A 24,139-nucleotide genomic window follows, 5' to 3' on the forward strand; every position below is an offset into this window, starting at 1 on the left:
CAGGAAGGCGTACAATCCGATCAAACTGCTCGAAGACATCGATGCGAATGAGAAGATAATAAAAACAAAGAGATACAAAAGATAATAAAGCCCGCTTCGGCGGGCTTTTTGCTGTCTTCTGTTCAAACTCATTTGAGAATAAACTGCACGCTTATGGTGTGGAACTGCACGCTTATGCCTTCCTGGCCTCTGTAAGTCATTGTAACGTATATGTTTTATACTTAGTGATTCGCACGTTTATGGTAAATCCGCAATAGATGCAGGCACCTAGACAGCAAGATGCTGGTCGATGGTCGCGTGTCATGTCCTGCTTGACACTTCCAATACCTGAACCGTAAGACGACGGTAGGTATTGGGCACCTGCCGCCTGCGGACGCAAGTCTCGGTGAAGCTCAAATTTACAAAGTCATACACCCTCGAAGCATTTCGCAGGTGGCAACGCAGGCTCCCATCCCATCAGAAATGCCTCATCCGAGGAGTGAATGATGTCGTGCCAAAACGCATCCGAGAATCGATTTTTGACGACTACGCCGAAACGGCTTTTTGTCGCCAATGCTCTGCCTATGATGCTTATCATGTTGATGAGCGGTCTATTGACCGTCGTAGATGCGGTGTTTCTGGGCCACTTCGTCGGGGCTGATGCCCTTGCTGCCGTCAGCGTCGTATTCCCCGTAATCATGATCACAATAGCACTCTCGACCCTTGTCGGCGGGGGAATGTCCAGCCTTCTCGCTCGTCATTTGGGAGCAGAAAACCACAGTGATGCGGTTGCTGTATTCGCGCAAGCGCATGGTCTGGCGCTGTTTCTGTCACTTTTGCTTATATCGGCCTTTGGTGTCTTCGGTGGGGTCGTCATAGAGGCGCTCGCGGACGGTCGTCCCGACATTGGAGACATGGCGTATACCTATCTGGCTATCATGATCCTTGCGACGCCTGTGCAACTGCTCTTGAGTGTCCATGCCGATGCTGGGCGCAACGAAGGGCGTGCGGGCCTGATGGCATTGATGTCAGTCGGCGTCACACTCGCCAATATCGCACTCAATTACGTGTTGATCGTGCGCCTCGACATGGGCGTTGCGGGGTCAGCTTGGGGAACGGCAATTGCCCAGGGGGTAGGCCTTGCACTTCTTTTAGGCTTGCGTTTGCCAAGGCAAGAAATCTTGTCCCTTGCGGCCCTTAGAAACGCACGTTGGGTTGGGCAATGGAAGGCGATATTGGTCCTTGGAGCCCCCGTCAGTCTTAGCTTCATCGGGATAGCGTTGGTTTCAGGAACGGTGATCTCGACGCTGCGACTGACGTCCGACACCGGCTATGTCGAGGGGATCGCCGCTTACGGCATCGTGACCCGAATTTTCAGTTTCACATTCATGCCCCTCATGGCCGTTGCATTGGCAACCCAAAGTATTGTCGGAAACAACGTGGGCGCAAAGCTTTACCACCGCTCAAATGCTATCCTGCGGATCGCCCTCACTGTAGCAGTTCTTTACTGTGCTGCCATTGAGATGATCTTGCTTTCTGGAAGTGCTTGGATTGGCCGAGGCTTTGTCAGCGATCAACGGGTGATTGCACAGGTCGGGGTCATTTTGCGCCCAATGTCGTCCCTTTATCTGTTTTCGGGTCCGGTTCTTGTGCTCGCCCTCTATTTTCAAGCAATTGGAAAACCCGCACATACGGCCGCTCTAACGTTGATTAAGCCCTTTGTGTTCAGCCCTCTGCTGATCGCCACTTTGGGCATTTTTTATGGCGCACAAGCGATCTGGCTTGCCTTCCCAATTGCTGACGGGATCGTGGTTAGTATCGCCATTTGGATTGTGATCGCGTCCCAAAGGACGGGCAAAGACAACATTGGTTTTGGATTGTCGGGTCAGGAGCAAGCACGATGAACCTACAATCTGTAATAGAGGCTAAATCCCAAGCTAAGGCCTTGCGCGCATCACTCGCCGCGCAAGGCACAACCATCACCCATGCGCGGGCACTGGAACTCATCGCCCATCAGAATGGCGCCCGGGATTGGAACACGCTTCAAGCCAAGCTGTCACGGGCAGAGCCGCAGCTTTTTCACCTCAATGACGAAGTGAGCGGGCACTATCTCGGGCAGGCCTTCACTGGGCGGATCGTAGCTCTTTCAAAGGTGGGCGCAAACACGCAGGTTTCGCTTCAGCTGAACGAACCTGTTGATACGGTGCAGTTCGAAAGCTTCTCAAACATGCGCCGACATATCAGAGGCATGGTAGGGCCCAACGGTCGATCACCGCGCAAAACCTCAGACGGCACGCCGCACTTGGTCATAGATATTCCGAGCAGGTGATCTGAAAATTCTGCTTGGCAATTAGTTTCGAGTGGTTGCCGTTCATGCACGCAACCTGAATCGCACTTTCGAGCAGCGTGCTGCATTGGAGAGTATGGGCGATCCGGGTTCGGCTTGAAATCGCGGAAAAAAATCCGAGAGCTGGCGCTATCCAATCTTGCTATCGACAGTAAGTTGCGCGGCGGCGACTTGGTACGGGCGAAGGTCGCTGACGTCTATGCTGCCGGACAGGTCAAGCATTGCGCTTCGATCGTCCAAAGCGAAACCCGTAAGCCTGTCAGTTTCGAGAACACCGAGGGGACGCGCAAGGCCGTCGCGGCTTGGCTCGAGGACCCCCAAATGATCGGATCGGAACATTTGTGGCCGGCCCGCTTCCACGAGCGCCTTCATCTTTCCACGAGGCAATTCGCTCGCCTGCTGCGTGAATAGGTGACCTCAATCGGCCTAGAGCCGAGCGCATATGGCACCCACTCCATGCGGCGGACCAAGGTGGCACAGATATACCGCAAAACCGGCAACCTACGCGCGGTTCAGCTTCTGTTGGGCCATACGAAAATGGATAGCACTGTGCGCTATCTCGGCGTTGAGCTCGAAGATGCGCTGACCATCGCGGAGGCGGTGGAAATCTGAAGGCCTTGGGTCGTCGCAACAGACGGCCCAAAGCGGTCATTCGATACTGCTGCAGCCAATGACCAGCTTGAGCCCAAACCGGAAGTGCCAGTTTCTCGCTGCGCGTGCTCGCAGCAGGAATAATGCCGCAAGGGCGTAAGAGAATGCGCTGCCACGCAGCAGGAAAACTGGTCGTTCACGCTGGCTACAGCAAATCTGAAATCACGAACTTCCACAGCGCGGATTTTCCCGCTATTTGCGACTGGCCCTGAAAAGTCCAGGCGCAGAGGTTCGCCACATACTTCCCCGGGGAGGTTGCGGCCGTGTGTTCTGGGCAAGAAGCCAATTACTCGTCTACCTGAGCGCGACCGTTTCGTTCGTGGCGTTGGCTATGACGGTTTCTTCATCCGTTGGCAAAACCAGCACATCAACGGAGGATTGCGCGGAACTAATACAAAGCGAATTGCCGTCATTGCAGCTTGGATCCAGATCGACACCGAGATATGCAATTCGGTCACAGATCAACCTGCGGACCTGCGCTGAATTTTCACCTATCCCTGCCGTGAAAACGATCGCGTCAAGCCCGCCAAGCGCCGTGACCAGGCCGCCAAGAACGCTGGCCGCCCGGAAGCAGAACAACTCGATCGCCTCGCGAGCTCTTGGATCGTCGCTTTGTTCCAGATCCCACATATTGTTGCTGATCCCCGACACACCGAGAAGCCCGGAGCGGCGGTAGAGCAGCGTCTCGATCTCGGTCGCGTTCAGACCCTTGCTTTGCATTAGGTACAGAACGACGCCCGCATCCAGCGCGCCACAGCGCCGCCCCATCATCAGCCCGTCAAGCGCCGTAAACCCCATGCTTGTCTCGACACTTTGCCGGTTCTTCATGGCGCACATGCTGGCGCCGTTACCGAGATGAGCGACGATCACCCGGCCCTCGGCCCTTTCGCCAAGATGATCGGGCAGAATTTCTGCGATATACTCATAGGAGAGCCCGTGAAAGCCATAGCGGATAACCCCTTCATCGCTCAGATCCCGCGGCAGGGCGAACAGTTGGGCAAGCGGGTCCTGTGTTCGGTGAAAGCTCGTGTCGAAACAGGCGACTTGGGGTAGTGCGGGCTGCAACCGCGATATTGCGCGGATGGCAGCAAGGTTGTGTGGCTGATGCAGCGGTGCGAGGGGAATCAGTCGTTCCAGCTGGCTCAGAACTGCGTCATCGACGACAACTGGCTTGGAGAAATCACGTCCACCGTGAACGACTCTGTGCCCGACGGCGACAAGTCTTCTGTCCGCACGATGCTGTGCCAGCCAATCCAGAAGGAGCGATATCAACTCTTGATGATCGGCTGCGGCGTCGATGTTCTTCGGCATGTCCATGTCGATCGCGGCACCATCGGCGCGAATTGCAGAGAAGACGGGATCACGTCCGACACCCGCCACCTTGCCGCGGATCAGAGGAGCCGTGTTCGCACCTCTCGGGTAGACGGCGAACTTGATACTCGACGAACCGGCATTGAGAACCAGTACGACGTCCGTCATGACACGACCTGTTTCGCATGGTGGATGTAGAGCTGTGCCATTGCCGACGAGGCAAGCCGCGACATCACGCCGTCGGCCCGACTGGTCAGGATGATCGGGACACGAGCACCAAGAACGATCCCCGCAGCCTCGGCGCCGGCAAGGTGAATCAGCTGCTTGGCGATCATGTTGCCTGCCTCGAGATCGGGCACGACAAGGATATCGGCGTCGCCTGCCACTTCCGAGACGATGCCCTTGGCCGCTGCAGCCGACTTCGACACGGCGTTGTCGAAGGCCAGGGGACCGTCGAGCACTCCGCCCGTGATCTGGCCTCGATCCCACATCTTGCAAAGTGCCGCTGCTTCGATTGTCGACGGGATTTTCGGATAGACCGTTTCCACCGCCGACAGGATCGCGACCTTCGGCCGGTCAACCCCGAGCGCCCGTGCCAGATCGATGGCGTTTTGCACGATGTCGCGTTTGGTACCGAGATCGGGAAAGATGTTGATCGCCGCGTCGGTCACGAAGAGCGGTTTGGGATAGTGCGGCACGTCGAGCGCGAAGATGTGACTCATCCGGCGTTCGGTGCGCAGGCCCGTGTCGCGATCAACGACAGGGTCCATCAATTCGTCGGTGTGCAGCTTGCCTTTCATCAATGCTTCGGCCTTGCCGTTGCGGACAAGCGCGACGGCGCGCTCGGCGGCGGCGTGGCTGTGCGGGACATCCACGATCTCGATACCTTCAAGGCTAAGGCCGGCTTCTTCGGCAACCACATCGAGTTTTGCCCTGGGTGCGACAAGGATCGGAACGATCAGCCCCTGGCTTGCCGCCTCCAGCGCGCCTGTCAGTGACAGTGCGTCGCAAGGATGGACAACCGCAGTGCGAACCGGCGCCATCGCATGTGTCGCAGCGATCAGATCGCGATAGCGTGCGCCTCGTTCATGCAGATGCACTTCGGGCAGGACGATGCGGGGACGGCGGACTTTTTCGGTCGGTGCAATGACCTCGGCCTGCCCCGTTATCGCGGTCTCACCGTCCTGATTGACGCAAAGGCAGTCAAGCTTCAGCCGCTTGGTCTCGGCATCCTTCGACGCCACGGTCACGCGAACCGTCACGGTATCGCCCAACCCTACGGGCCGACGAAAGCTGAGGTTCTGGTTGAGGTAGATCGTGCCGGGGCCAGGCAGTTCGGTGCCCAGAACAGCCGAGATCAGCGCGCCGCCCCACATGCCATGCGCAATGACTTCGTGAAACATGTCCGAGCGGGCGTATTCCTCGTCGACATGGGCCGGGTTCACATCGCCCGACATCACCGCGAAAAGCTCGATGTCATCGGTCTTTAGCTTGCGGGTCAGCTCCGCGCTGTCGCCAATCTCGATTTCGTCGAATATCTTGTTTTCAATGTATTGCATGGGGCAGCTCCTGTGCACCAGGCCGGCATACGGAGTGCATCCGACCTATTCTCGGTCGGATTTCTTGTCGGCCTCGATTTTTTCGGCGACCGCCTCGACGTCCCGAAAGGCGTCGCCGCCGGAAAGATCGCCGTCGACATGGGCAACCTGCTTGTCGTTGATCTTCAGATCGGCCTCGCCCCAGGGATGGGTGTTGATCTCCAGTTCATCATTGCCGACAGTTGCGGTGAAACGTTGTTCGGTGGCGCCTTTGCCGGTCGGAAAGGTGGTGTCCGGCGTCCAGTTGATAGACTTCTTGGTCATGAATTCTCTCCTTTGGTTCAGGACATGACGTGATATCCGGCGTCGACGTAAGAAATGTTGCCGGTTACATTGCGCGCGGCATCGCTGACAAGGCCCGCGGCCATGTTGCCGACATCCTCGGTGGTCACCAGCCGCTGCTGCGGCGCGCGCGCCCGAGCCTCGTCGATCAGCGCATCGAAATGTGCAATTCCCGAGGCCGCGCGTGTCATCAGCGGGCCCGGCGACAGGGCATTGACCCGGATGCCTTCAGGTCCGAGTTCAGCCGCCATGTATTTCACGCTGGCCTCCAGCGCCGCTTTCACTGGCCCCATCACGTTGTATTGGTCGACGACCTTTTCGGCACCGTAATAGCTGACCGTCAGCAGGCAGCCCCCAGCCTTCATCAGCGGTCGCGCCCTGCGCGCGAGCCGCATGAACGAGTGAACCGAGATGTCCATCGCTGCGCCAAAGCCTTCCCGCGAACAATCGACAACATTGCCGTGCAGGTCTTCCTTCGGACAATAGGCGACCGAGTGCAGGACGAAATCAAGCTGCCCCCAAGAGGAGGCAATGGCCTCGAACAGCGCATCCATGTCCGCGTCGGCTGTGACATCCAGCGGCATGAAGATTTCAGCGTCCAGCGCCTCGGCGACCGGTTGCACAAAGGGTCGCGCCCTTTCATTGAGGTAGGTAACTGCAAGTTCGGCCCCCTCCCGATGGAAAGCGCGCGCGCAGCCGCTGGCGATCGAATGTTCGTTTGCGATCCCGACCACGAGACCGCGTTTTCCGTCAAGCAAGCCCATCTCTGTTCTTCTCTTTGTTGTGCGGCAGGTGTCTATTTCTGATGAACGTAGGTTCCCGGCGCGTCGGCCAGGGCATTGCCCATGGCGGGCGGGGGGACAGGCTTGCCTGACCGTTCTTCAAGCCAGGACACCCATTCCAGCCACCACGAGCCATCCTTCTTCGGTGTTTGTGCGGCCCAGCTTTCGGGATCGACATAGCGGTCATCATGGCGTGTCGTGGCAATCTGATAGCTGCGGTTCTTGTGGCCGGGCTCCGAAACAATGCCGGCATTGTGCCCACCGCTGGTCAGCACGAAAGTCAGATCGGTATCGAGATAGAGATGCATCTTGTAGACCGATGGCCAGGGCGCCACGTGGTCCTTGACCGTGCCGACGGAAAACACCGGAACCCGGATGTCGGTCACCGAAATCGGACGTCCCTCGACGACGAAGCGCCCTTCGGTCAACTCGTTGTTCAGATAGAGCGACCGGAGGTATTCCGAATGCATCCGGAACGGCATCCGCGTGCCGTCCGCGTTCCAAGCCAGAAGGTCGAACATCGCCGGTTCGTCGCCCATCAGGTAGCTGTGAAGGATCCGCGACCAGACCAGATCCACGGAATTGATCATCTGGAAGGCCCCGGACATCTGCGTGGTGTCGAGATATCCCTGATCCCACATCATGTCTTCGAGGAAGGTCAATTGGCTTTCGTTGATGAACAGCTGCAACTCGCCCGGCTCGGTAAAGTCGATCTGCGAGGCGAAATAGCTCAGCGATGCGAACGGATCGCCGCCGTCGCGGCCGATGGCGGCGGCGGCGATGGACAGCAGCGTGCCGCCGAGGCAGTAGCCGACGCCGTGGATTTTCTGATCCGGCACAATGCCCTGCACCGCGCCGATTGCATCCATGACGCCCATCTTGCGGTAGTCGTCGAGCCCCAGATCGCGATCCTCGGCACCCGGATTGCGCCATGAGATCATGAAGACCGTATAGCCCTGGTCGACCAGGAACTTCACCATCGAGTTTTCGGGCGAGAGGTCGAGGATGTAGTATTTCATGATCCACGCCGGTACGATCAGGATGGGTTCCGGTCTGACCTTGTCAGTGGTCGGCGTGTATTGAATGAGCTCAATCAGATGGTTGCGATAGACCACTTTGCCGGGCGTCACGGCAACCTCGTGGCCGGGCCGGTAGGCTTCGGCCCCGGCTGGTGGCTTGTCGTTTTGCAGGCGGTCCAGATCGTCGAGCCAGTTCTGAAAGCCGCGCACCAGGTTCTGCCCGCCGTCCTCCAGGGTCTTTTCCTGCACTTCCGGATTGGTCAGAAAATAGTTCGACGGCGAAAACACATCGAGGAACTGCCGGGTTGCGAATTCCATGACGTTTTCGTGTTGTCTGGTGACGCCGCGTACGCCTGTTGTCGCGTTGTGCCACCATTGCTGATTGAGAAGGAAGGACTGGTAGAACAGGTTGTAAGGCCATTTCTGCCAGGCGTCCCCGCGGAACCTCCGGTCTTGCGGCAATGGCTCGATACAGGGAGCGGTTTCATCGCTGTTGACGGCGCACGTCGCCGCATAGCGTGCAAGCCGCATCCACTTTCGAAACGCCTTCTCCGACAATTCGAACTGCTTTCCGGGAGATGTTGCCAGATGCGCCAACCAGTCCAGATAGGCACCGGCGAGTGCCGCGGGCGACAGACCCATTGTAAATTTGCCCATCCGGGCTTTCAGCGCGCGATCCAAAAACTCAGGCAGATCGGTATCCGGAAATGGCTTATTGCCAGCTTCCTGTTTCGGCGAATCCAGAGGATCAGAGAAACCAAGTATTTTTCCGCCCGACCCGGCCTTGGCGCTAATCTCGTGGGGCATATTGGCGGCTTTGGGTATTGCATGGCCCATCGCTTGGCACCTTCTGTATGGTCCGCGCCGGTTTAGCGATGCCCGTTTAACGATCATTGATTTCGATCAAATCGCCAAAGTTGAATCGGCGTTAGACGCTGGATTGTTCGTTTCAAGGTAGGCACGAAACCCTGCCGACGCATCCGACAGTTTGGCATATCGGTCATGTAAATACTGCAATGCAGCATGTGTTTACGCGGCGTTGCAGCAAGACTAAGTTCAGGAAGCCTTGCTGATTTCACGGGTGCCGAGATGAGGAGAAGACCAATGCAATGGAAACGCTATGGCACAGTTGCTGTCATCCTCAGCGTGCTTTTGGGCGGTGCATACATATTCTGGTTGGACAGCCAAACCGCAGAGCTCCCGGTCGGCATCGTCCGCTCGAACGGGCGGATTGAGGCAGAGCGTATCGATGTGGCGGCCAAGCTTCCGGGGCGTATCGCCGAGGTTCGCGTTTCCGAGGGCCAGTGGGTCGAGGCGGGAGATCTGGTGGCGATTATGGACACCGCCGAGATCGACGCCCAGTTGCGCCAGGCCAAGGCCGCCGTCGCCCAGGCAGAGCAGCAGAAACTGCAAACCGAGGCCCTGCTGAACCAACGCCTGTCCGAACAGGAATTCGCACAGGCGGAATTTGCCCGCGCCGAGCAACTTGCGGCAAAGGGTCATGCGCCACAGGAGCTAGTCGATCAAAGAAAATCCGCCCTGACAACCGCAGATGCCGGAGTGGCCGCCGCCCGAGCAGGCATCGACCTTGCAACTGCCACGATTGCGTCGGCCGAGGCAACAGTTGAGCGACTGCAAAGCATCCGGGCCGATGCAGCTCTGGTGGCTCCGCACGATGGGCGAGTTCAATACACCCTCGCCAAAGCCGGGGAAGTCGTCGGCGCCGGCGGCAGGGTCGTGACGCTGACTGATCTGACCGACATCTACATGACGATCTTTCTTCCCGCGCGCGACGCTGGCCTGCTGGCCATCGGGGCTGAGGCGCGGATTGTCCTTGACCCAATTCCCGACTACGTGATCCCGGCCCAGGCTACTTTTGTCGCCAGCACCGCCCAGTTCACCCCGAAATCGGTGGAAACCGCCGATGAACGCGACCAGTTGATGTTCCGAGTGAAGCTGACTATCCCGGCGGAGTTGTTGGAAGAATACCAGGAACAGGCGAAGGCGGGCGTGGCGGGTGTCGGCTATGTGCGCGTCGACGATACCGTCGATTGGCCCGATGCCCTTCAGGTGAAGTTGCCGCAATGACACCCCCGCCGGTCGCCAGCCTGTCATCTGTGACGCACCGCTATGGCGAAACTTCGGCCCTGTCCGACGTCACGCTGGATATCCCGGCGGGCTGCATGGCGGGGCTGATCGGCCCGGACGGGGTTGGGAAATCCACCTTGCTGGCGTTGATCGCCGGCGTGCGCAAACTGCAAACCGGCGGCGCGACCGTGCTGGGCGGCGACATCACCGCGCGTGACCATCTCAGGGCTTGTAACCATCGCATCGCCTACATGCCGCAGGGTCTGGGCCGGAACCTTTACCCGACGCTTTCGGTCTATGAAAACCTGGATTTTTTCGGCAGACTCTTTGGCCAGTCGGAAGCCGAACGCCGCACCCGCATCACCAATTTGTTGGCTGCCACCGGGCTTGACCCATTCCCGGACCGGCCCGCAGGCAAGCTGTCCGGCGGGATGAAGCAGAAACTCTCGCTCTGCTCGGCCCTGATCCATGATCCAGACCTGGTGATCCTTGACGAACCGACCACCGGCGTCGATCCGCTGTCGCGCCAGCAGTTCTGGGATCTGATCGACCATATCCGCGAAGAACGCCCGGCGATGAGCGTGATCGTGGCCACCGCATATATGGAAGAGGCGGAGCGCTTTGACTGGCTTGCAGCAATGAATGCGGGAGAGGTGATCTCGACGGGATTGCCGACCGAGATCCGAAACGCTGCCGGGCAACCGACACTGGAAAAGGCCTTCATCGCTATGCTGCCCGAGGCGGACCGGCAGGGCCACCGCATAGTCGAAGTACCGCCGCGCCAACCTGTCAGCGGCCCACCTGCCATCGAGGCGAAAGGCCTGACCTGCCACTTCGGCGATTTCACCGCGGTCGATCACGTCGAATTCCAGATCGAGCCGGGTGAGATCTTCGGATTCCTCGGCTCCAACGGCTGCGGCAAGACCACCACCATGAAGATGCTGACCGGACTACAGAAGGCCAGCGAAGGCAAGGCGCTTCTGTTCGGTGAGGCGCTGAATCCGGACGACATGGCGACCCGGCAGCGGGTCGGCTACATGTCGCAGGCCTTTTCGCTCTATGGTGAATTGACCGTCCGCCAGAACCTTGAGCTTCATGCACGGCTCTACCAGTTGCCGATCGAGACCCGCGCAGAGCGGGTCGCACAGATGCTGCATGATTTCGATCTGGCCGAGGACGCGGACAAACGGCCGGACGGCCTGCCGCTGGGCATCCGTCAGCGCCTTCAGCTTGCCGTCGCGGTGATCCACGCGCCGGAGGTTTTGATCTTGGACGAACCTACCTCGGGCGTCGATCCGGTCGCGCGGGACGGGTTTTGGCAGCATCTGATCAAACTGTCGCGCGACGAGGGCGTGACAATTTTCGTCTCGACCCATTTCATGAACGAGGCGGAGCGATGCGATCGCATCTCATTGATGCATGCGGGAAAGGTCTTGGCGATCGGTACGCCTGCGGAACTGGCCCGCAGCAAAGGCACCGATGACCTCGAAGAAGCATTTGTGGGATATCTGCGCGAAGCGGCAGGCGATGCTGGCGGCACCGCATCCCAGAGACCAGCAACCAAGTTGCCGGAAAGGCAGCAAAAACCAGATCGCCTCTTCGACATTGCCCGGCTTTGGGCCTTCGCGCGCCGCGAGTCGATCGAGATTTTGCGTGATCCGATGCGCCTTGCCTTCGCATTTTTGGGCCCGGTCATCCTGATGCTCACTTTCGGCTACGGGATATCATTCGACGTGCAAGACCTGCCCTTTGCTGTTTTCGATCGTGATCAGAGCGCCGAAAGCCGGGAACTGATGGAGAGCTTCTCCGGCTCACCCTACTTCGCTGAAAGGCCGGCAGCGGCCAGTGTGATCGAGCTTGATGCCCGCATGAAAACCTCCGAATTTGTTGTCGCGGTCGAGGTGCCGCCAGGGTTCGGAAAATCCCTGCTGCGCGGTGACCAACCCGAAGTCCGCGTTGCCGTTGACGGTGCCATGCCGTTCCGGGCGGAAACGACGCGCGGTTATCTGCAAGGGCTCGCAGCATCCTACATGTCCGATCAGATCGAGCGGCTTTATGGCCATGCCTTCGATCCGTCCGCAGCCTCTGTTGAAACCCGGTTTCGCTACAATCAAGCGTTCAAGAGCGTCTTCGCGATGATCCCTTCGGTCATCATGCTGATGCTGGTTTTGATCCCGGCGATGATGGCGGCGATGGGGGTCGTGCGGGAAAAGGAAACCGGTTCGATCGCCAATTTCCGCTCGACGCCGGTGACGCGAACCGAGTTCATTCTGGGCAAACAGCTGCCGTATGTCGTGATTGCCATGCTCAGCTTTGCCTCGCTGATCATCGTCTCCTATGGCGTCTTCGGCGTAGTGGTCAAAGGCTCTGTCCTGGCGCTCCTTGTCGGCACATTGCTTTACGTGCTGGCGACAACGGGCTTTGGTGTGCTGGTCTCGACATTTACGCGCACGCAAGTAGCGGCAACCTTTGCCGCCGCCGTTATCTCGATCATTCCGGCCGTCAATTTCTCGGGCCTACTGGTGCCGGTGTCCTCGCTTTCGGGCGGCGGCCGGTTGATCGGGCTGGCCTTCCCATCGTCCTGGTATCAGCAGATCAGCGTCGGCACCTTCACCAAAGGCCTCGGATTGCCGGAGCTCTGGCTCAACCACGCCGCTCTGGCGGGCTTTGTGGCGTTGTTCATCGCGGTGTCAGTCCTTGCCTTGAACAAGCAGGAGGCATGACATGTGGCAATGGCTTACCAATGTCTTTCGGCTTGGCCTCAAGGAACTCAACAGCCTACGCGCCGATCCCGTGCTGATTCTGCTGATCGTCTATGTGTTCAGCTTCGCCGTCTATTCGGTGGCGACCGGCGCCAAGCTTGAGGTCTCGAACGCCTCCGTCGCCTATGTGGACCAGGACCGTTCGGCACTGACGGGGCGCATTTTGGGCGCGATCCTACCACCCGAATTCAATCCGCCACAGGAGATCTCGGCCGACGAGATCGAAAGCGTGATGAACAGCGGCAAGTTCGTGTTTGTCCTTTCCTTTCCGCCCAGTTTCGAGGCTGACGTTCTGAACGGCCTCAAGCCTCAGGTGCAGCTTAACGTCGATGCCACCGCAATGGCGCAGGCCGGTAACGGTTCGGTGTTCCTTCAGCAGATTATCCGCGCCGAAGTCGCCAAGTTCGTTTCCGGCGACGACACCGCAACGACACTGCCGATCGACCTGGTCGTCAGGACAAAGTTCAATCCGAACCTGAATTCCGTCTGGTTTTCATCCGTGATGCAGATCATCAACAACATCACCATCCTGTCCGTGCTTTTGACCGGCGCCGCGCTGATCCGCGAGCGCGAACACGGCACGATCGAACATTTGCTGGTGATGCCGGTCACCCCGTCCGAGATCATGGTCGCCAAGATATGGGCCAATGGCCTTGCGATCGTTGTCGCTGCCATCCTGTCGCTCTGGATCGTCGTGCAGACCGTGCTGGAGGTTCCGATCGCGGGGTCGATCCCGCTCTTCGTATCCGGGGCGGTGCTTTATCTTGCCTCGGTCACGGGGCTCGGTATCCTGCTGGCCACCTTCACCACGTCGATGCCGCAATTCGGTCTGTTGTCGCTCCCGGTTCTCGTGATCATGAATCTCCTGTCCGGCAGCACGACGCCGATGGAGAGCATGCCGGTCTGGCTTCAGAACGTCATGCAGTTGTCACCGTCGACACATTTCGTGGCGTTTTCGCAAGCCATTCTCTATCGCGGAGCGGGACTGGACATCGTTTGGCCCGACATGGCGGTCATGGTCGCGCTCGGCGCCGTCTTCTTCTTCATCGCACTCAAGCGTTTCAGGGTGACCATGGCCACAGTTCACTAAATCCACCTGACTGATCCGGAGAACAAGGTCCGGAACTCCAATGGGCGCTCCGAGCGAAGGCGGATTTCGAAAATTTCAAAACGGCAACCAACCAGAGAAAGGTAAAGCCATGAAAACACTAACACAGATCACGCTGGTAGCTTTGGCACTTGCAGTCGCCGGATGCACCGAACCCGGGCACTACTCTGTCAGTGGTGAAGAATGCGGCCCGAATGATCCGGTTCTTGAACTGGATGCGAATGACTGCGGTGTACCGGGCATATAGGCAGATTTTTTGCCCGGCGATGCCGACGCGCGTGGAAACACGGTCGTCCATACTCCCCTCAGCGATGCCTACTTTTGCCGCACCGAAAATGAGGAAGCCGTCATCACCCAGGTGGTTCGCTGGAACCTAGTTCAACTGGGCATGGAAGCGTGAAGAAGCCATGGTTAAAGGTGCTTTTGAAACAACCTTGCGGAACGGCGGACGGGTTCTTATCCGTCCTGTTAAACCTGCAGACAGGCACTTGCTCGAGATCGGTTTCGCGCATTTGTCGCAAGCCTCGCGCTACTTCCGGTTTCTCGCTCCCAAGAGCGGGCTCAGCGACCGCGATCTTGACTTCTTTACGACCAGCCATGGCGACGATCACGTCGCCATGGGCGCCTTGGACATCGACATCGAACCGTCACAGCCGGTGGGAATCGCGCGCTATGTGCGGCTGCCGGATCAGCGACACGCGGCCGAGATCGCGGTCACGGTGGTCGATAGCCATCAGGGTCTTGGTCTCGGCAGTGTCCTGATCGGCGCGCTTGCCTGCCAAGCGGTGGCTCATGGGGTCACGCACTTCGTCGCGCTGATCCACGAGGACAATCGAAAGATGCTACATCTGTTCGATGAGCTGGGCGCGCGGGCGGAGGCCGAACTGGGTGGAGAAGTGGAAATTCGTTTTCCGCTTCACTGTGATCCCGCGGCGTATCCGGACACGAAGACCGGCGACGCCGTCCGCGAGGTATACCGTCTCGCAGCGCCTGGTTTCCGCAAAGGATTTGAATGAGCTTTGGGCGATGAACTGCGAAACCGCGCAGATACGTTGCTCGATGTCGTAGAGCAATACGGCCGATCACGAAAAAGGTCGCGATGTTCCATTGGCCGACACCGGGACTCTTGCAGCAATGGTTAGCTTTTACGCGCATTGATACCGTAGAGGATAAAAGTGGCGAGTGACGAAAATGATATCCGCACGTTGGCATGGCTTAAATGACCGGTTTGGTGAAATTCGCCGCGTCGCCAAATATCCTCGCGGCGCATGTGAAGACATTCTGCGGCAGCACTAGCCGCAACCCCACAAGTCCGGTTTGTCCGCGTCTCGATTGTCTGATCAGGCGGCAGCGAACGTACAGTCTCGGTTGCGGCCAAAACAATACCAGCGAATGACCGGATTGGCGACGCCAGCTGCGTTGCAACAACAAATGTGCCGCACCTGCGAGTGAATGCTGCGTCAGCAAAGACCCGGTAGGGCAACGGCAGCAAAGTCCGCACAGCAGTCGTTCATTCAAACCGCAGCGAACGACCGCTTACCCAAGCACAGCTGACATGTTCCCGCCTTTCAACCAACGTCCGCAATCCCCCGCAACTTCACGCCCGAGTAACCTATTTGCTGGACTGATCCTGCGGACTAGAGCAGTTTCGCTTGCTCTCGCATCTGGAACTTTTGGATCTTGCCCGTCGACGTGCGTGGTATTTCGGTAAAGACGAACTTTCCAGGCACCTTGTACGGGGCGAGGTGATCGCGACACCATTGGCGTAGTTCTTCGCTGTCCACCGAACGTCCTGCGGCCAGTTCGATAAAGGCGCAGGGGGTTTCCCCCCATTTTTCATGTGGCATGGCGACGACGGCGGCGACGCTAACATCGGGGTGGCGATAGAGAACTTCCTCTACTTCGATCGAGGAAATGTTCTCTCCACCCGAAATGATGATGTCTTTGGACCGATCCTTGAGTTGGATGTAGCCGTCTGGATACCGCACGCCGAGGTCGCCGGAATGGAACCACCCCCCTTCAAAGGCCTCTTTCGTGGCCTTCTGATTGCGGAAATATCCCTTCATGACGACGTTGCCGCGGAACATCACTTCACCCATGGTTTTGCCATCGCGTGGCACGGGTTGCATGGTCTCTGGATCCAAAACGTCGAGCTGTTCGAGGGGCAGGTATCGCACCCCTTGTCGCGATTTTAGGGCGGCTTGCTCTGCTTTTGGCCGTGTTGACCATTCAGCGTGCCAGTCGTTCACAACAGCAGGCCCGTAGGTTTCTGTCAGTCCATAGAGGTGAGTGACGTCAAAGCCTGCCTCATTCATATCAGCGAGGAGCTTTTCAGGTGGTGGTGCTGCTGCGGTGAAAAACTGAACAGTGTGATCCAAGTCGCGTTTCTCGTGCTCTGGCGCTGAAATGAGGAGCGACATGACAATGGGCGCGCCGCAGAGATGCGACACCTTTTCGTCGGCCAAGGCGGACCAGATCGGTTCGGCCCGAACTTGACGCAGGCACACATGGGTGCCGATGATCGCAGAGAGCGTCCACGGGAAACACCAGCCATTGCAGTGGAACATCGGTAGGGTCCACAGATAGACTGCGTGTTTCTGCATCGAGGTGGTCAAGGCGTTGCCTTGAGCAAGGAGATAGGCGCCACGGTGATGCGAAACGACACCTTTGGGATCGCCCGTGGTGCCAGAGGTGTAGTTGATCGAAATGGCGTCCCATTCGTCCTCGGGCATCAACCATTCGAATTCCGCATCGCCTGAGGCGACAAAGGCGTCGTAGTCCAGCGCGTCAATCGCAGGTGTTTTGCCCGTGAATTCGGGATCGTCATACTGAATAATGACAGGCGAGACATCCGTGAGGGCGAGTGCTTCTTGCATCAGTGGCATGAATTCACGGTCGACAATCACGATCTTTGACATCGCATGGTCGAGTTGGAATGCGATGATCGCCGCGTCTAGGCGGGTGTTGATCGAATGGAGAACGCCACCGCACATGGGTACGCCGTAATGGCATTCCAGCATCGCAGGTGTGTTCGCGAGAAGGGCAGAAACGGTGTCACCTCGCGTGATCCCTTTGCCTGCCAGAGCAGACGCGAGCTGACGCGAGCGGTCGTAGAATTCTGCATAGGTGCGGCGCAGTTTCCCGTGCACAATCGCGGTGTGGTCGGGAAAGACACTCGCAGCCCGTTCAAGGAACGTTAGAGGCGTGAGTGGCTGATGGTTGGCAGGTGTCCGTTCGAGGTCGTGATTGTAGAACTGTTTGGTCATGGATTACGCGTCCTTCCATGCGGGGCTGCGCTTATCAATAAAGGCGCCGATGCCCTCTTCGGCGTCTTGCGTGAGCATATTTTGCACCATCACATTGGATGCGTAGGTATAGGCCTCAGCCAATCCCATTTGCTTTTGGACGTAGAAGGCTTTCTTCCCCGTGGCCAAAGTCATACTGGATTTGGATGCGATTTTTTGCGCCCAAGCGAGCGTGGTTTTGCTCAGGTCTTCGACTGGCACGCAGAGGTTCACAAGGCCCATTTCCGCCGCGCGTTCTGCTGAAATCATATCACCTAAGAGAAGCATCTCCATGGCGTGTTTGCTCGTGACGTTTCGCGATAGCGCGACCATGGGGGTTGAACAGAATAGACCGATATGAACACCCGGCGTGCTGAATTTCGCGGTTTCTGCGGCGATGGCCAGATCGCAGCTCGCGACCAATTGGCAGCCAGCGGCGGTGGCGACGCCTGCGACTTCGGCGATAAAAGGTTTGGGGCAATTGACGATGGAATACATGACGCCCGAACACATCGACATGATCTTTTCGAAATAGGCCTGACCGCCGTCTTTGGCTGCGCGGCCCGCTGTCATTTCTTTTAGGTCGTGACCGGCACAAAACGCGGGGCCGTTCGCAGCGAGGACGATGACACGCACCGAAGGGTCCGAGCAGGCCGCGTCGATCAGGGACTGTAGCTCGGACAACATGGCTTCGGACAAAGCATTGCGACGGCTGTTGTCGTCGAGAGTCAGTTTCAGCACACCGTCGGACGTGATGGTTTGCTGCACAAGTTGTTTGGTCATCATCAAGGGCTCTGTTTAAAAGGGCGGGGCCGTCGCGACCCCGCCGTCGTAGGGAAGGTTAAGCGGCAGCGATCTTCTTTTTGGGATCAAAGAAGGGGCGTTCACAGATCGTTGCGCGGACAGGGCCAGAGCGGGTCACAACCTCGACCTCTTTGCCGATATGTGCGTGGTCTACCGACACCATTGCCAGTGCGATATTCTGATCGAGGCGTGGCGAATACACAGCTGAGGTCACTTTGCCGATCGTGTCGTCACCGACCTTGATCTCCCAGAAAGTGGTGTTCGGCCCCTTGAGGGGTTCACCATCAATAATCAGACCGATCTGCGTACGTGTGACGCCGTTTTCTTTGATCTTGCGGAGCGCAGCCTTCCCGATGAAATCGGCTTCCATATCGAGGTTCACAAGACGATCAAAGCCCAGCTCGAACGGGTTTGTGTGGATGTCTGCATCGGCGTGATACGACAACATCCCGCCTTCGATGCGGCGGATCGACGAGGTGTGACCGGGTTTCAAGCCAAACGGCAGCCCAGCCACCATGATCCGTTCCCACAGCGCATCCCCATGTGCGCTATCACGTAGATAGAGTTCGTAGCCCAGTTCGCTCGACCAGCCCGTCCGCGACACGATAAGCGGGATACCGTCTAGGTCTACTTCACGCAGCCAGTAGTATTTCAGGTCCATGATGCTGTCGCCGAATAGAGCACGCATGATTTCGCCCGATTTCGGCCCCTGAAGCTGCAACGGTGACACGTCAGGTTCGCAGATCGACACATCAAGGCCAGAATGGATCGCTACGCCTTGGGCCCAAAGCAGGATGTCGCTGTCGGCAAGCGAGATCCAGAAGTGGTTTTCGGCCAATCGCAGCAGGATTGGGTCGTTGAGGAGGCCGCCGTCTGCGTTGGTGATCAGGATGTATTTGCACTGGCCCACAGCCATGGTCGACAGATCACGCGGGGTCAGCATTTGAACGAACTTGGCAGCGTCCGGTCCAGTGATTTCGACCTGACGTTCAACGGCGACGTCACAGAGGATCGCGTCGTTCACGAGGTTCCAGAAGTTCTGCACTGGATCGCCGAAATCGCGCGGAATATACATGTGGTTGTACACCGAAAATCCCCGAGCGCCCCACCGGACGGTTGCGTCGAAATAGGGGGATTTGCGAATTTGGGTGCCAAAGCCGAAGTCATCAGATTGCATTGTTTTATCCTTCCTGATCGGCGGCAATTTCCGCTGCCGCGCTGTTCTGGACAAAACATTTAGCGCCACATTTTCAGAGCGATGGTCTGAAAACGCAGATGAAAGGCGACTGTTCAGGCTAAAGAGAATTCTAAAAACCGACCAACTGGTCGGAGGCTCAGCGCGTGATCAGATTGGATAAGTTCGGAACGGTCGATTTGATCTGACGGGTGGCGATGTAGGTCATATAGCGGTCCACATCGACGTCGATTGCAAAGAGCCGATCCAATACGCCCTGAAATGCTACAAGCGTTGGCGCGACGACCTTGAGAACATAGTCCATGCCGCCGCCCGTGGCGACGCAATCAATGATCTCATCCATCGCCTGAACTTGTGCTTCGAACCGTTCAAAATCGGATTTCCGATGATGGGCGAGCGAAACAGTCACCACGACCATCGTAAAATCACATAGCTTATTTAGAGCGATCTCGCCTCTGTAGCCTGTGATGTAGCCTGCTAGTTTCAGCTTGGTCAGGCGTTCCCAGCAGGGGGTGGGCGAAAGATTGACCAGTTCGGCGAGCTTTGTCTTGCTGAGTTGCCCGTGCGATTGCACGGCGGCGAGAATGCGCAGATCAGCACCATCAAGAGCAGATTTTTTCAAGAGCAGCTTCCTCAAACGCTAGTCGATCAAGACAACAACCCATCTGTCATATCTACAAAACGGTTTGATGCAATGCTTTTACGTCGCCCCGAATTAATCCCTTGCAAAGAGCTTCAAGCGGTCGCCTGTGGGAGCCTTGAGAGTTCTCACCGTGTTAACAACCTATTTACCGGAAGGCGGTCAATCCAACCACACTGTTTGCAGACTGTGGGTCTAGCGCGATTCTATTTTTCGCGGTGGTTTCAGCTTTGGGCTGCGTCAAATTGGATACCGATTACTTCTTTAGATCAGGTTTGAATAACCTAAGATGAGAAAACCTTTGCCTAAGCTGTGGGCAAGGCTGTGGATGAATCGAGCGGTTTTAAACACTTGCGTGCGTCAAGCTAGATTATCCAACATTTTGTCGAAAAAATTGATTGACCCCCAAGGGGTAGTTTTGTCAGTTTGTGCCTGCCGAGTGGGGCGCTACAATATGTGGTGCCGCTTGGATCAAGGCAGACTACCAACCGTAACGATCAGCACGCCGTGCTGTTGCAACAGGGTATTTCCCTGAGCGGAGTCGCTTGGCCCAAGCTTTGGTTCATTTGGCGTCAGGGAATTGGGGCGTCGTGTAGCGCCTTGAAGTAGATCGGCAGGCCGCGCAGACGGTCGTGTGTTAGGGGCCAGGTACGATGAAGATCGAACGCATTTTCACTAAAGCAGGACAAGACGCTTACGCGGACATCGACTTCCGCACGACGACGTCTGAAATTCGCAATCCCGATGGAACGATCGTGTTCAAGCTCGACGATTGTGAAGTTCCGTCGAAGTGGAGCCAAGTTGCCTCTGACGTGATTGCGCAGAAATACTTCCGCAAGGCTGGCGTGCCGAGCGCGATGACCAAAGTCCGTGAAAAGGACGTGCCAGAATTCCTGTGGCGCTCTGTTCCTGCAGAAGGCGCAGAAATGTCGGGCGAAACCAGTGCAAAGCAGGTGTTCGACCGTCTGGCTGGTGCATGGTGCTATTGGGGTTGGAAGGGTGGTTATTTCACCACCGAGGACGACGCCCGTGCGTATTACGACGAGATGCGGTTCATGCTGGCCAATCAGATGGCCGCACCGAACAGCCCGCAGTGGTTTAATACAGGTCTGCATTGGGCTTATGGCATTGATGGTCCGGCGCAAGGCCACCACTATGTCGACTACAAAACTGGGAAACTGGTTAAATCGAATTCTGCCTACGAACACCCGCAGCCGCACGCTTGCTTTATCCAGTCCGTCGCTGACGATCTGGTAAATGAGGGCGGGATCATGGACCTCTGGGTTCGTGAAGCGCGTCTGTTCAAATACGGCTCTGGCACCGGCACGAACTTCTCGTCGCTGCGGGGCGAAGGCGAAAAGCTCTCGGGCGGCGGTAAATCGTCGGGCCTGATGGGCTTCCTCAAAATTGGCGATCGTGCGGCTGGCGCGATCAAATCAGGCGGCACAACCCGTCGAGCAGCGAAGATGGTGATCGTCGATGCCGATCACCCCGATATCGAAGACTTCATCAACTGGAAGGTCATCGAAGAACAGAAAGTGGCGTCGATCGTCGCTGGTTCGAAGATGCACGAACAGAAGCTGAACGCGATCTTTAAGGCGATTAACACGTGGGATGGGGCAGAGGCTGATGCCTATGACCCGTCCAAGAACGAGAGCCTGAAATCCGCTGTTCGTGAGGCAAAGAAAGTCGCGATCCCGGAAACCTACATCAAACGTGTTCTGGACTACGCTAAACAGGGCCACACCAGCATCGAATTCCCGACCTATGACACCGACTGGGATTCTGAGGCCTATGCGTCTGTGTCGGGTCAGAATTCCAACAACTCGATCCGCGTGACCGATGCCTTCCTTCAGGCGGTTAAGGATGATGCGGATTGGGACCTGATCAACCGCAAAGACGGCACCGTTTCCAAGACTGTCAAAGCGCGCGATCTGTGGGAGCAGGTTGGACACGCGGCATGGGCTTGTGCTGATCCGGGTATCCAGTTCCACGACACCGTTAACGCATGGCACACGTGCCCCGAGGATGGTGCAATCCGTGGATCGAACCCATGTTCGGAATATATGTTCCTCGACGATACGGCCTGTAACCTCGCGTCGATGAACCTGCTGCAGTTCTACAAGAACGCAGAGTTTAACGTTGAGCAGTATATCCACGCGACCCGCCTTTGGACTGTGACGCTCGAAATCTCTGTGATGATGGCGCAGTTCCCGTCCAAAGAAATCGCGCAGCTGTCCTACGTGTTCCGCACGCTTGGCCTTGGCTATGCGAACATTGGTGGCCTGCTGATGAACATGGGCTTTGGCTATGACAGCGATGAAGGCCGTGCGATGGGCGCTGCCCTGACCGCAATCATGACGGGCGTGTCCTATGCGACCTCGGCTGAAATGGCGGGCGAGTTGGGCGCGTTTGAAGGCTACGAGCGCAACAAAGAGCACATGCTCCGTGTTATTCAGAACCACCGCAACGCGGCACATGGCAATGCGGATGGCTACGAAGCCCTTGCGGTGAAACCTGTTCCGCTCGACCACGCGAACTGCCCTGACGCGCGTCTGGTTCAAATCGCGACCGAGGCATGGGATCAGGCGCTGGCGCTTGGTGAAAAGCACGGCTACCGCAACGCGCAGGTTTCTGTGATCGCGCCGACGGGTACCATTGGTCTGGTTATGGACTGTGACACCACGGGGATTGAGCCTGACTTTGCCCTCGTAAAGTTCAAGAAGCTTGCAGGTGGTGGCTACTTTAAGATCATCAACCGTTCGGTTCCGTCTGCGCTGGAAACGCTGGGCTATAGCTCTGCCGAAATCGAAGAGATCATTGCTTATGCAGTCGGTCATGGCTCGATCGGTCAGGCCCCCGCGATCAACCACACGGCGCTGATCGGTCATGGCTTTGGCCAAGGCGAGATCGACAAGATCGAAGCCGCGCTGAAATCGGCCTTTGATATCCGCTTTGTGTTCAACCAGTGGACGCTGGGTGAAGAGTTCTGCCAGAAAACCCTCGGTATTCCAGCGGCGAAACTGAACGACCCGTCGTTTGACCTGCTGCGTCACCTTGGGTTCTCTAAGGCTGAAATCGACGCTGCGAACGACCATGTTTGTGGCACCATGACGCTGGAGGGTGCGCCGCACCTGAAAGAAGAACACTACAACGTCTTTGACTGCGCCAACCCGTGCGGCAAAAAAGGTAAGCGTTATCTGTCGGTTAATAGCCACATCACCATGATGGCTGCGGCGCAATCGTTCATCTCTGGTGCGATCTCTAAGACGATCAACATGCCGAACGATGCGACGATTGAGGACTGCCAGAAGGCCTATGAACTGTCGTGGAGCCTCGGCGTTAAGGCGAACGCACTCTACCGTGATGGGTCGAAACTGTCCCAACCTCTCGCTGCGGCGCTGGTTGAGGATGACGAAGAGGCGGCAGAGATCCTCGAATCCGGCAACCCAGTGGAAAAAGCTGCGGTGCTGGCCGAGAAGGTGATCGAAAAGGTCATCGTCAAAGAGATCGTGCGCAGCCACCGCGAAAAGATGCCAGAGCGCCGTAAGGGATATACCCAAAAGGCGGTCGTGGGTGGTCATAAGGTCTATCTGCGGACGGGTGAATATTCGGACGGGAGCCTCGGTGAGATTTTCCTCGATATGCACAAAGAGGGTGCTGGCTTCCGCGCGATGATGAACAACTTTGCCATCGCGGTCTCGGTCGGTCTGCAATACGGCGTACCGCTCGAAGAGTTCGTCGATGCGTTCACCTTTACCAAGTTCGAACCCGCAGGGATGGTGCAGGGGAACGACTCGATCAAGTCGGCAACCTCGATCCTCGATTACATCTTCCGCGAGTTGGCTGTGTCCTACCTCGACCGCACCGATCTGGCGCATGTGAAACCGCAGGGTGCAGCGTTTGATGATCTGGGTCGCGGTGAAGCGGAAGGCATCTCTAATGTCAAGTCACCTAGTGAAAGTGCGGCCTCTAAGTCGTTGGAAGTGTTAAAACAAATCTCTTCGACGGGTTATTTGCGGAAGCGCTTGCCACAGGACTTGAATGTGTTCAGTGCGCCGGCTGTAGAAGAGATTCAGCAGACCAAAGTTGTGACCGCTAAGACGGAAACCGCCGTCGGGACAGTGACCACGATGTCGGCACGTGACAAAGCGAAAATGCAAGGCTACGAGGGTGATCCTTGTGGGGATTGCGGCAACTACACGCTGGTGCGCAACGGCACCTGCATGAAGTGCAATACATGCGGCGGCACATCGGGCTGCAGCTAAGAGTTTCAGGGGCGGATGCGT

Annotated in this window: 17 protein-coding genes and 1 pseudogene; 9 read left to right on the top strand and 9 right to left on the bottom strand. The window is 57.4% G+C overall.

Annotated elements, in window-relative coordinates; all coding sequences use genetic code 11:
* Positions 1 to 485: 485 nt before the first annotated feature.
* The 3 genes and pseudogenes from AC07ED_RS05795 (at position 486) to AC07ED_RS05805 (ending at position 2,938) form a co-directional block, all read left to right on the top strand.
* On the top strand, positions 486 to 1,883 hold the full coding sequence (locus tag AC07ED_RS05795; protein ID WP_105234935.1) for an MATE family efflux transporter: 1,398 nt from the start codon (positions 486 to 488) through the stop codon (positions 1,881 to 1,883).
* Positions 1,880 to 2,308 carry a glyoxalase superfamily protein gene (locus AC07ED_RS05800; protein WP_105234936.1) on the top strand — a complete coding sequence of 143 codons (429 nt, stop codon included), beginning with the start codon at positions 1,880 to 1,882 and terminating at the stop codon, positions 2,306 to 2,308. The genes AC07ED_RS05795 and AC07ED_RS05800 overlap by 4 nt, the downstream gene beginning before the upstream one ends.
* A gap of 59 nt (positions 2,309 to 2,367) precedes the next feature.
* A pseudogene (locus tag AC07ED_RS05805) lies at positions 2,368 to 2,938 on the top strand (tyrosine-type recombinase/integrase).
* A 333-nt stretch (positions 2,939 to 3,271) separates the two neighbouring features.
* Here the strand turns inward: AC07ED_RS05805 and AC07ED_RS05810 are convergent.
* Genes AC07ED_RS05810 through AC07ED_RS05830 form a run of 5 tightly spaced genes read right to left on the bottom strand, consistent with a single transcriptional unit; the run spans position 3,272 to position 8,806 of the window.
* Complete coding sequence (locus tag AC07ED_RS05810; protein WP_105234937.1) at positions 3,272 to 4,456, bottom strand: acetate/propionate family kinase; 1,185 nt, start codon at positions 4,454 to 4,456, stop codon at positions 3,272 to 3,274.
* On the bottom strand, positions 4,453 to 5,847 hold the full coding sequence (locus AC07ED_RS05815; protein ID WP_105234938.1) for a bifunctional enoyl-CoA hydratase/phosphate acetyltransferase: 1,395 nt from the start codon (positions 5,845 to 5,847) through the stop codon (positions 4,453 to 4,455). The genes AC07ED_RS05810 and AC07ED_RS05815 overlap by 4 nt, the downstream gene beginning before the upstream one ends.
* Before the next feature lie 45 nt (positions 5,848 to 5,892).
* Positions 5,893 to 6,150, bottom strand: a complete 258-nt coding sequence (locus AC07ED_RS05820; RefSeq protein ID WP_105234939.1) for a hypothetical protein — start codon at positions 6,148 to 6,150, stop codon at positions 5,893 to 5,895.
* Between the two features lie 17 nt (positions 6,151 to 6,167).
* Entirely contained in the window at positions 6,168 to 6,932 is a 765-nt protein-coding gene (gene fabI / locus AC07ED_RS05825) for an enoyl-ACP reductase FabI (protein WP_105234940.1), read from the bottom strand.
* 32 nt (positions 6,933 to 6,964) lie between these two features.
* On the bottom strand, positions 6,965 to 8,806 hold the full coding sequence (locus tag AC07ED_RS05830; protein ID WP_211096435.1) for a PHA/PHB synthase family protein: 1,842 nt from the start codon (positions 8,804 to 8,806) through the stop codon (positions 6,965 to 6,967).
* A 267-nt stretch (positions 8,807 to 9,073) separates the two neighbouring features.
* Here AC07ED_RS05830 and AC07ED_RS05835 point away from each other — a divergent pair, with 267 nt between their 5' ends.
* From AC07ED_RS05835 to AC07ED_RS05855, 5 genes are all read left to right on the top strand, one after another.
* A complete protein-coding gene (locus tag AC07ED_RS05835; protein ID WP_245918141.1) occupies positions 9,074 to 10,057 on the top strand; it encodes an HlyD family secretion protein in 984 nt (327 codons plus the stop codon).
* Positions 10,054 to 12,780: a ribosome-associated ATPase/putative transporter RbbA gene (rbbA, locus tag AC07ED_RS05840; protein WP_105234942.1), complete on the top strand. Its 2,727-nt coding sequence runs from the start codon at positions 10,054 to 10,056 to the stop codon at positions 12,778 to 12,780. Before AC07ED_RS05835 ends, rbbA begins: the two co-directional genes overlap by 4 nt.
* A 1-nt stretch (position 12,781) precedes the next feature.
* The gene (locus AC07ED_RS05845; protein WP_105234943.1) at positions 12,782 to 13,909 is read left to right on the top strand and encodes an ABC transporter permease; all 1,128 of its coding nucleotides are present in this window, start codon (positions 12,782 to 12,784) and stop codon (positions 13,907 to 13,909) included.
* Positions 13,910 to 13,949: 40 nt separating this feature from the next.
* Positions 13,950 to 14,174, top strand: a complete 225-nt coding sequence (locus AC07ED_RS05850; protein WP_105234944.1) for a hypothetical protein — start codon at positions 13,950 to 13,952, stop codon at positions 14,172 to 14,174.
* Positions 14,175 to 14,334: 160 nt separating this feature from the next.
* Positions 14,335 to 14,943: a GNAT family N-acetyltransferase gene (locus tag AC07ED_RS05855; protein WP_105234945.1), complete on the top strand. Its 609-nt coding sequence runs from the start codon at positions 14,335 to 14,337 to the stop codon at positions 14,941 to 14,943.
* Positions 14,944 to 15,564: 621 nt separating this feature from the next.
* On the opposite strand, the gene AC07ED_RS05860 is transcribed toward AC07ED_RS05855, so the two are convergent.
* The 4 genes from AC07ED_RS05860 to AC07ED_RS05875 all read right to left on the bottom strand — a co-directional run bounded on the left by AC07ED_RS05860 (position 15,565) and on the right by AC07ED_RS05875 (position 19,832).
* Positions 15,565 to 17,193 (bottom strand): acyl-CoA synthetase, encoded by a 1,629-nt coding sequence (locus AC07ED_RS05860; RefSeq protein ID WP_105234947.1) that lies wholly within the window; start codon positions 17,191 to 17,193, stop codon positions 15,565 to 15,567.
* Between the two features lie 3 nt (positions 17,194 to 17,196).
* The gene (locus tag AC07ED_RS05865) at positions 17,197 to 17,997 is read right to left on the bottom strand and encodes an enoyl-CoA hydratase (protein WP_105234948.1); all 801 of its coding nucleotides are present in this window, start codon (positions 17,995 to 17,997) and stop codon (positions 17,197 to 17,199) included.
* Between the two features lie 55 nt (positions 17,998 to 18,052).
* Complete coding sequence (locus AC07ED_RS05870) at positions 18,053 to 19,192, bottom strand: glycine cleavage T C-terminal barrel domain-containing protein (RefSeq protein WP_105234949.1); 1,140 nt, start codon at positions 19,190 to 19,192, stop codon at positions 18,053 to 18,055.
* Positions 19,193 to 19,349: 157 nt separating this feature from the next.
* Positions 19,350 to 19,832, bottom strand: a complete 483-nt coding sequence (locus AC07ED_RS05875) for an Lrp/AsnC family transcriptional regulator (protein ID WP_105234950.1) — start codon at positions 19,830 to 19,832, stop codon at positions 19,350 to 19,352.
* A 671-nt stretch (positions 19,833 to 20,503) separates the two neighbouring features.
* Between AC07ED_RS05875 and AC07ED_RS05880 the strand changes: the two genes are divergently transcribed.
* On the top strand, positions 20,504 to 24,118 hold the full coding sequence (locus AC07ED_RS05880; protein WP_105234951.1) for a vitamin B12-dependent ribonucleotide reductase: 3,615 nt from the start codon (positions 20,504 to 20,506) through the stop codon (positions 24,116 to 24,118).
* The last annotated feature ends 21 nt before the right edge of the window (positions 24,119 to 24,139 follow it).

The organism is Aestuarium zhoushanense (assembly GCF_056431045.1).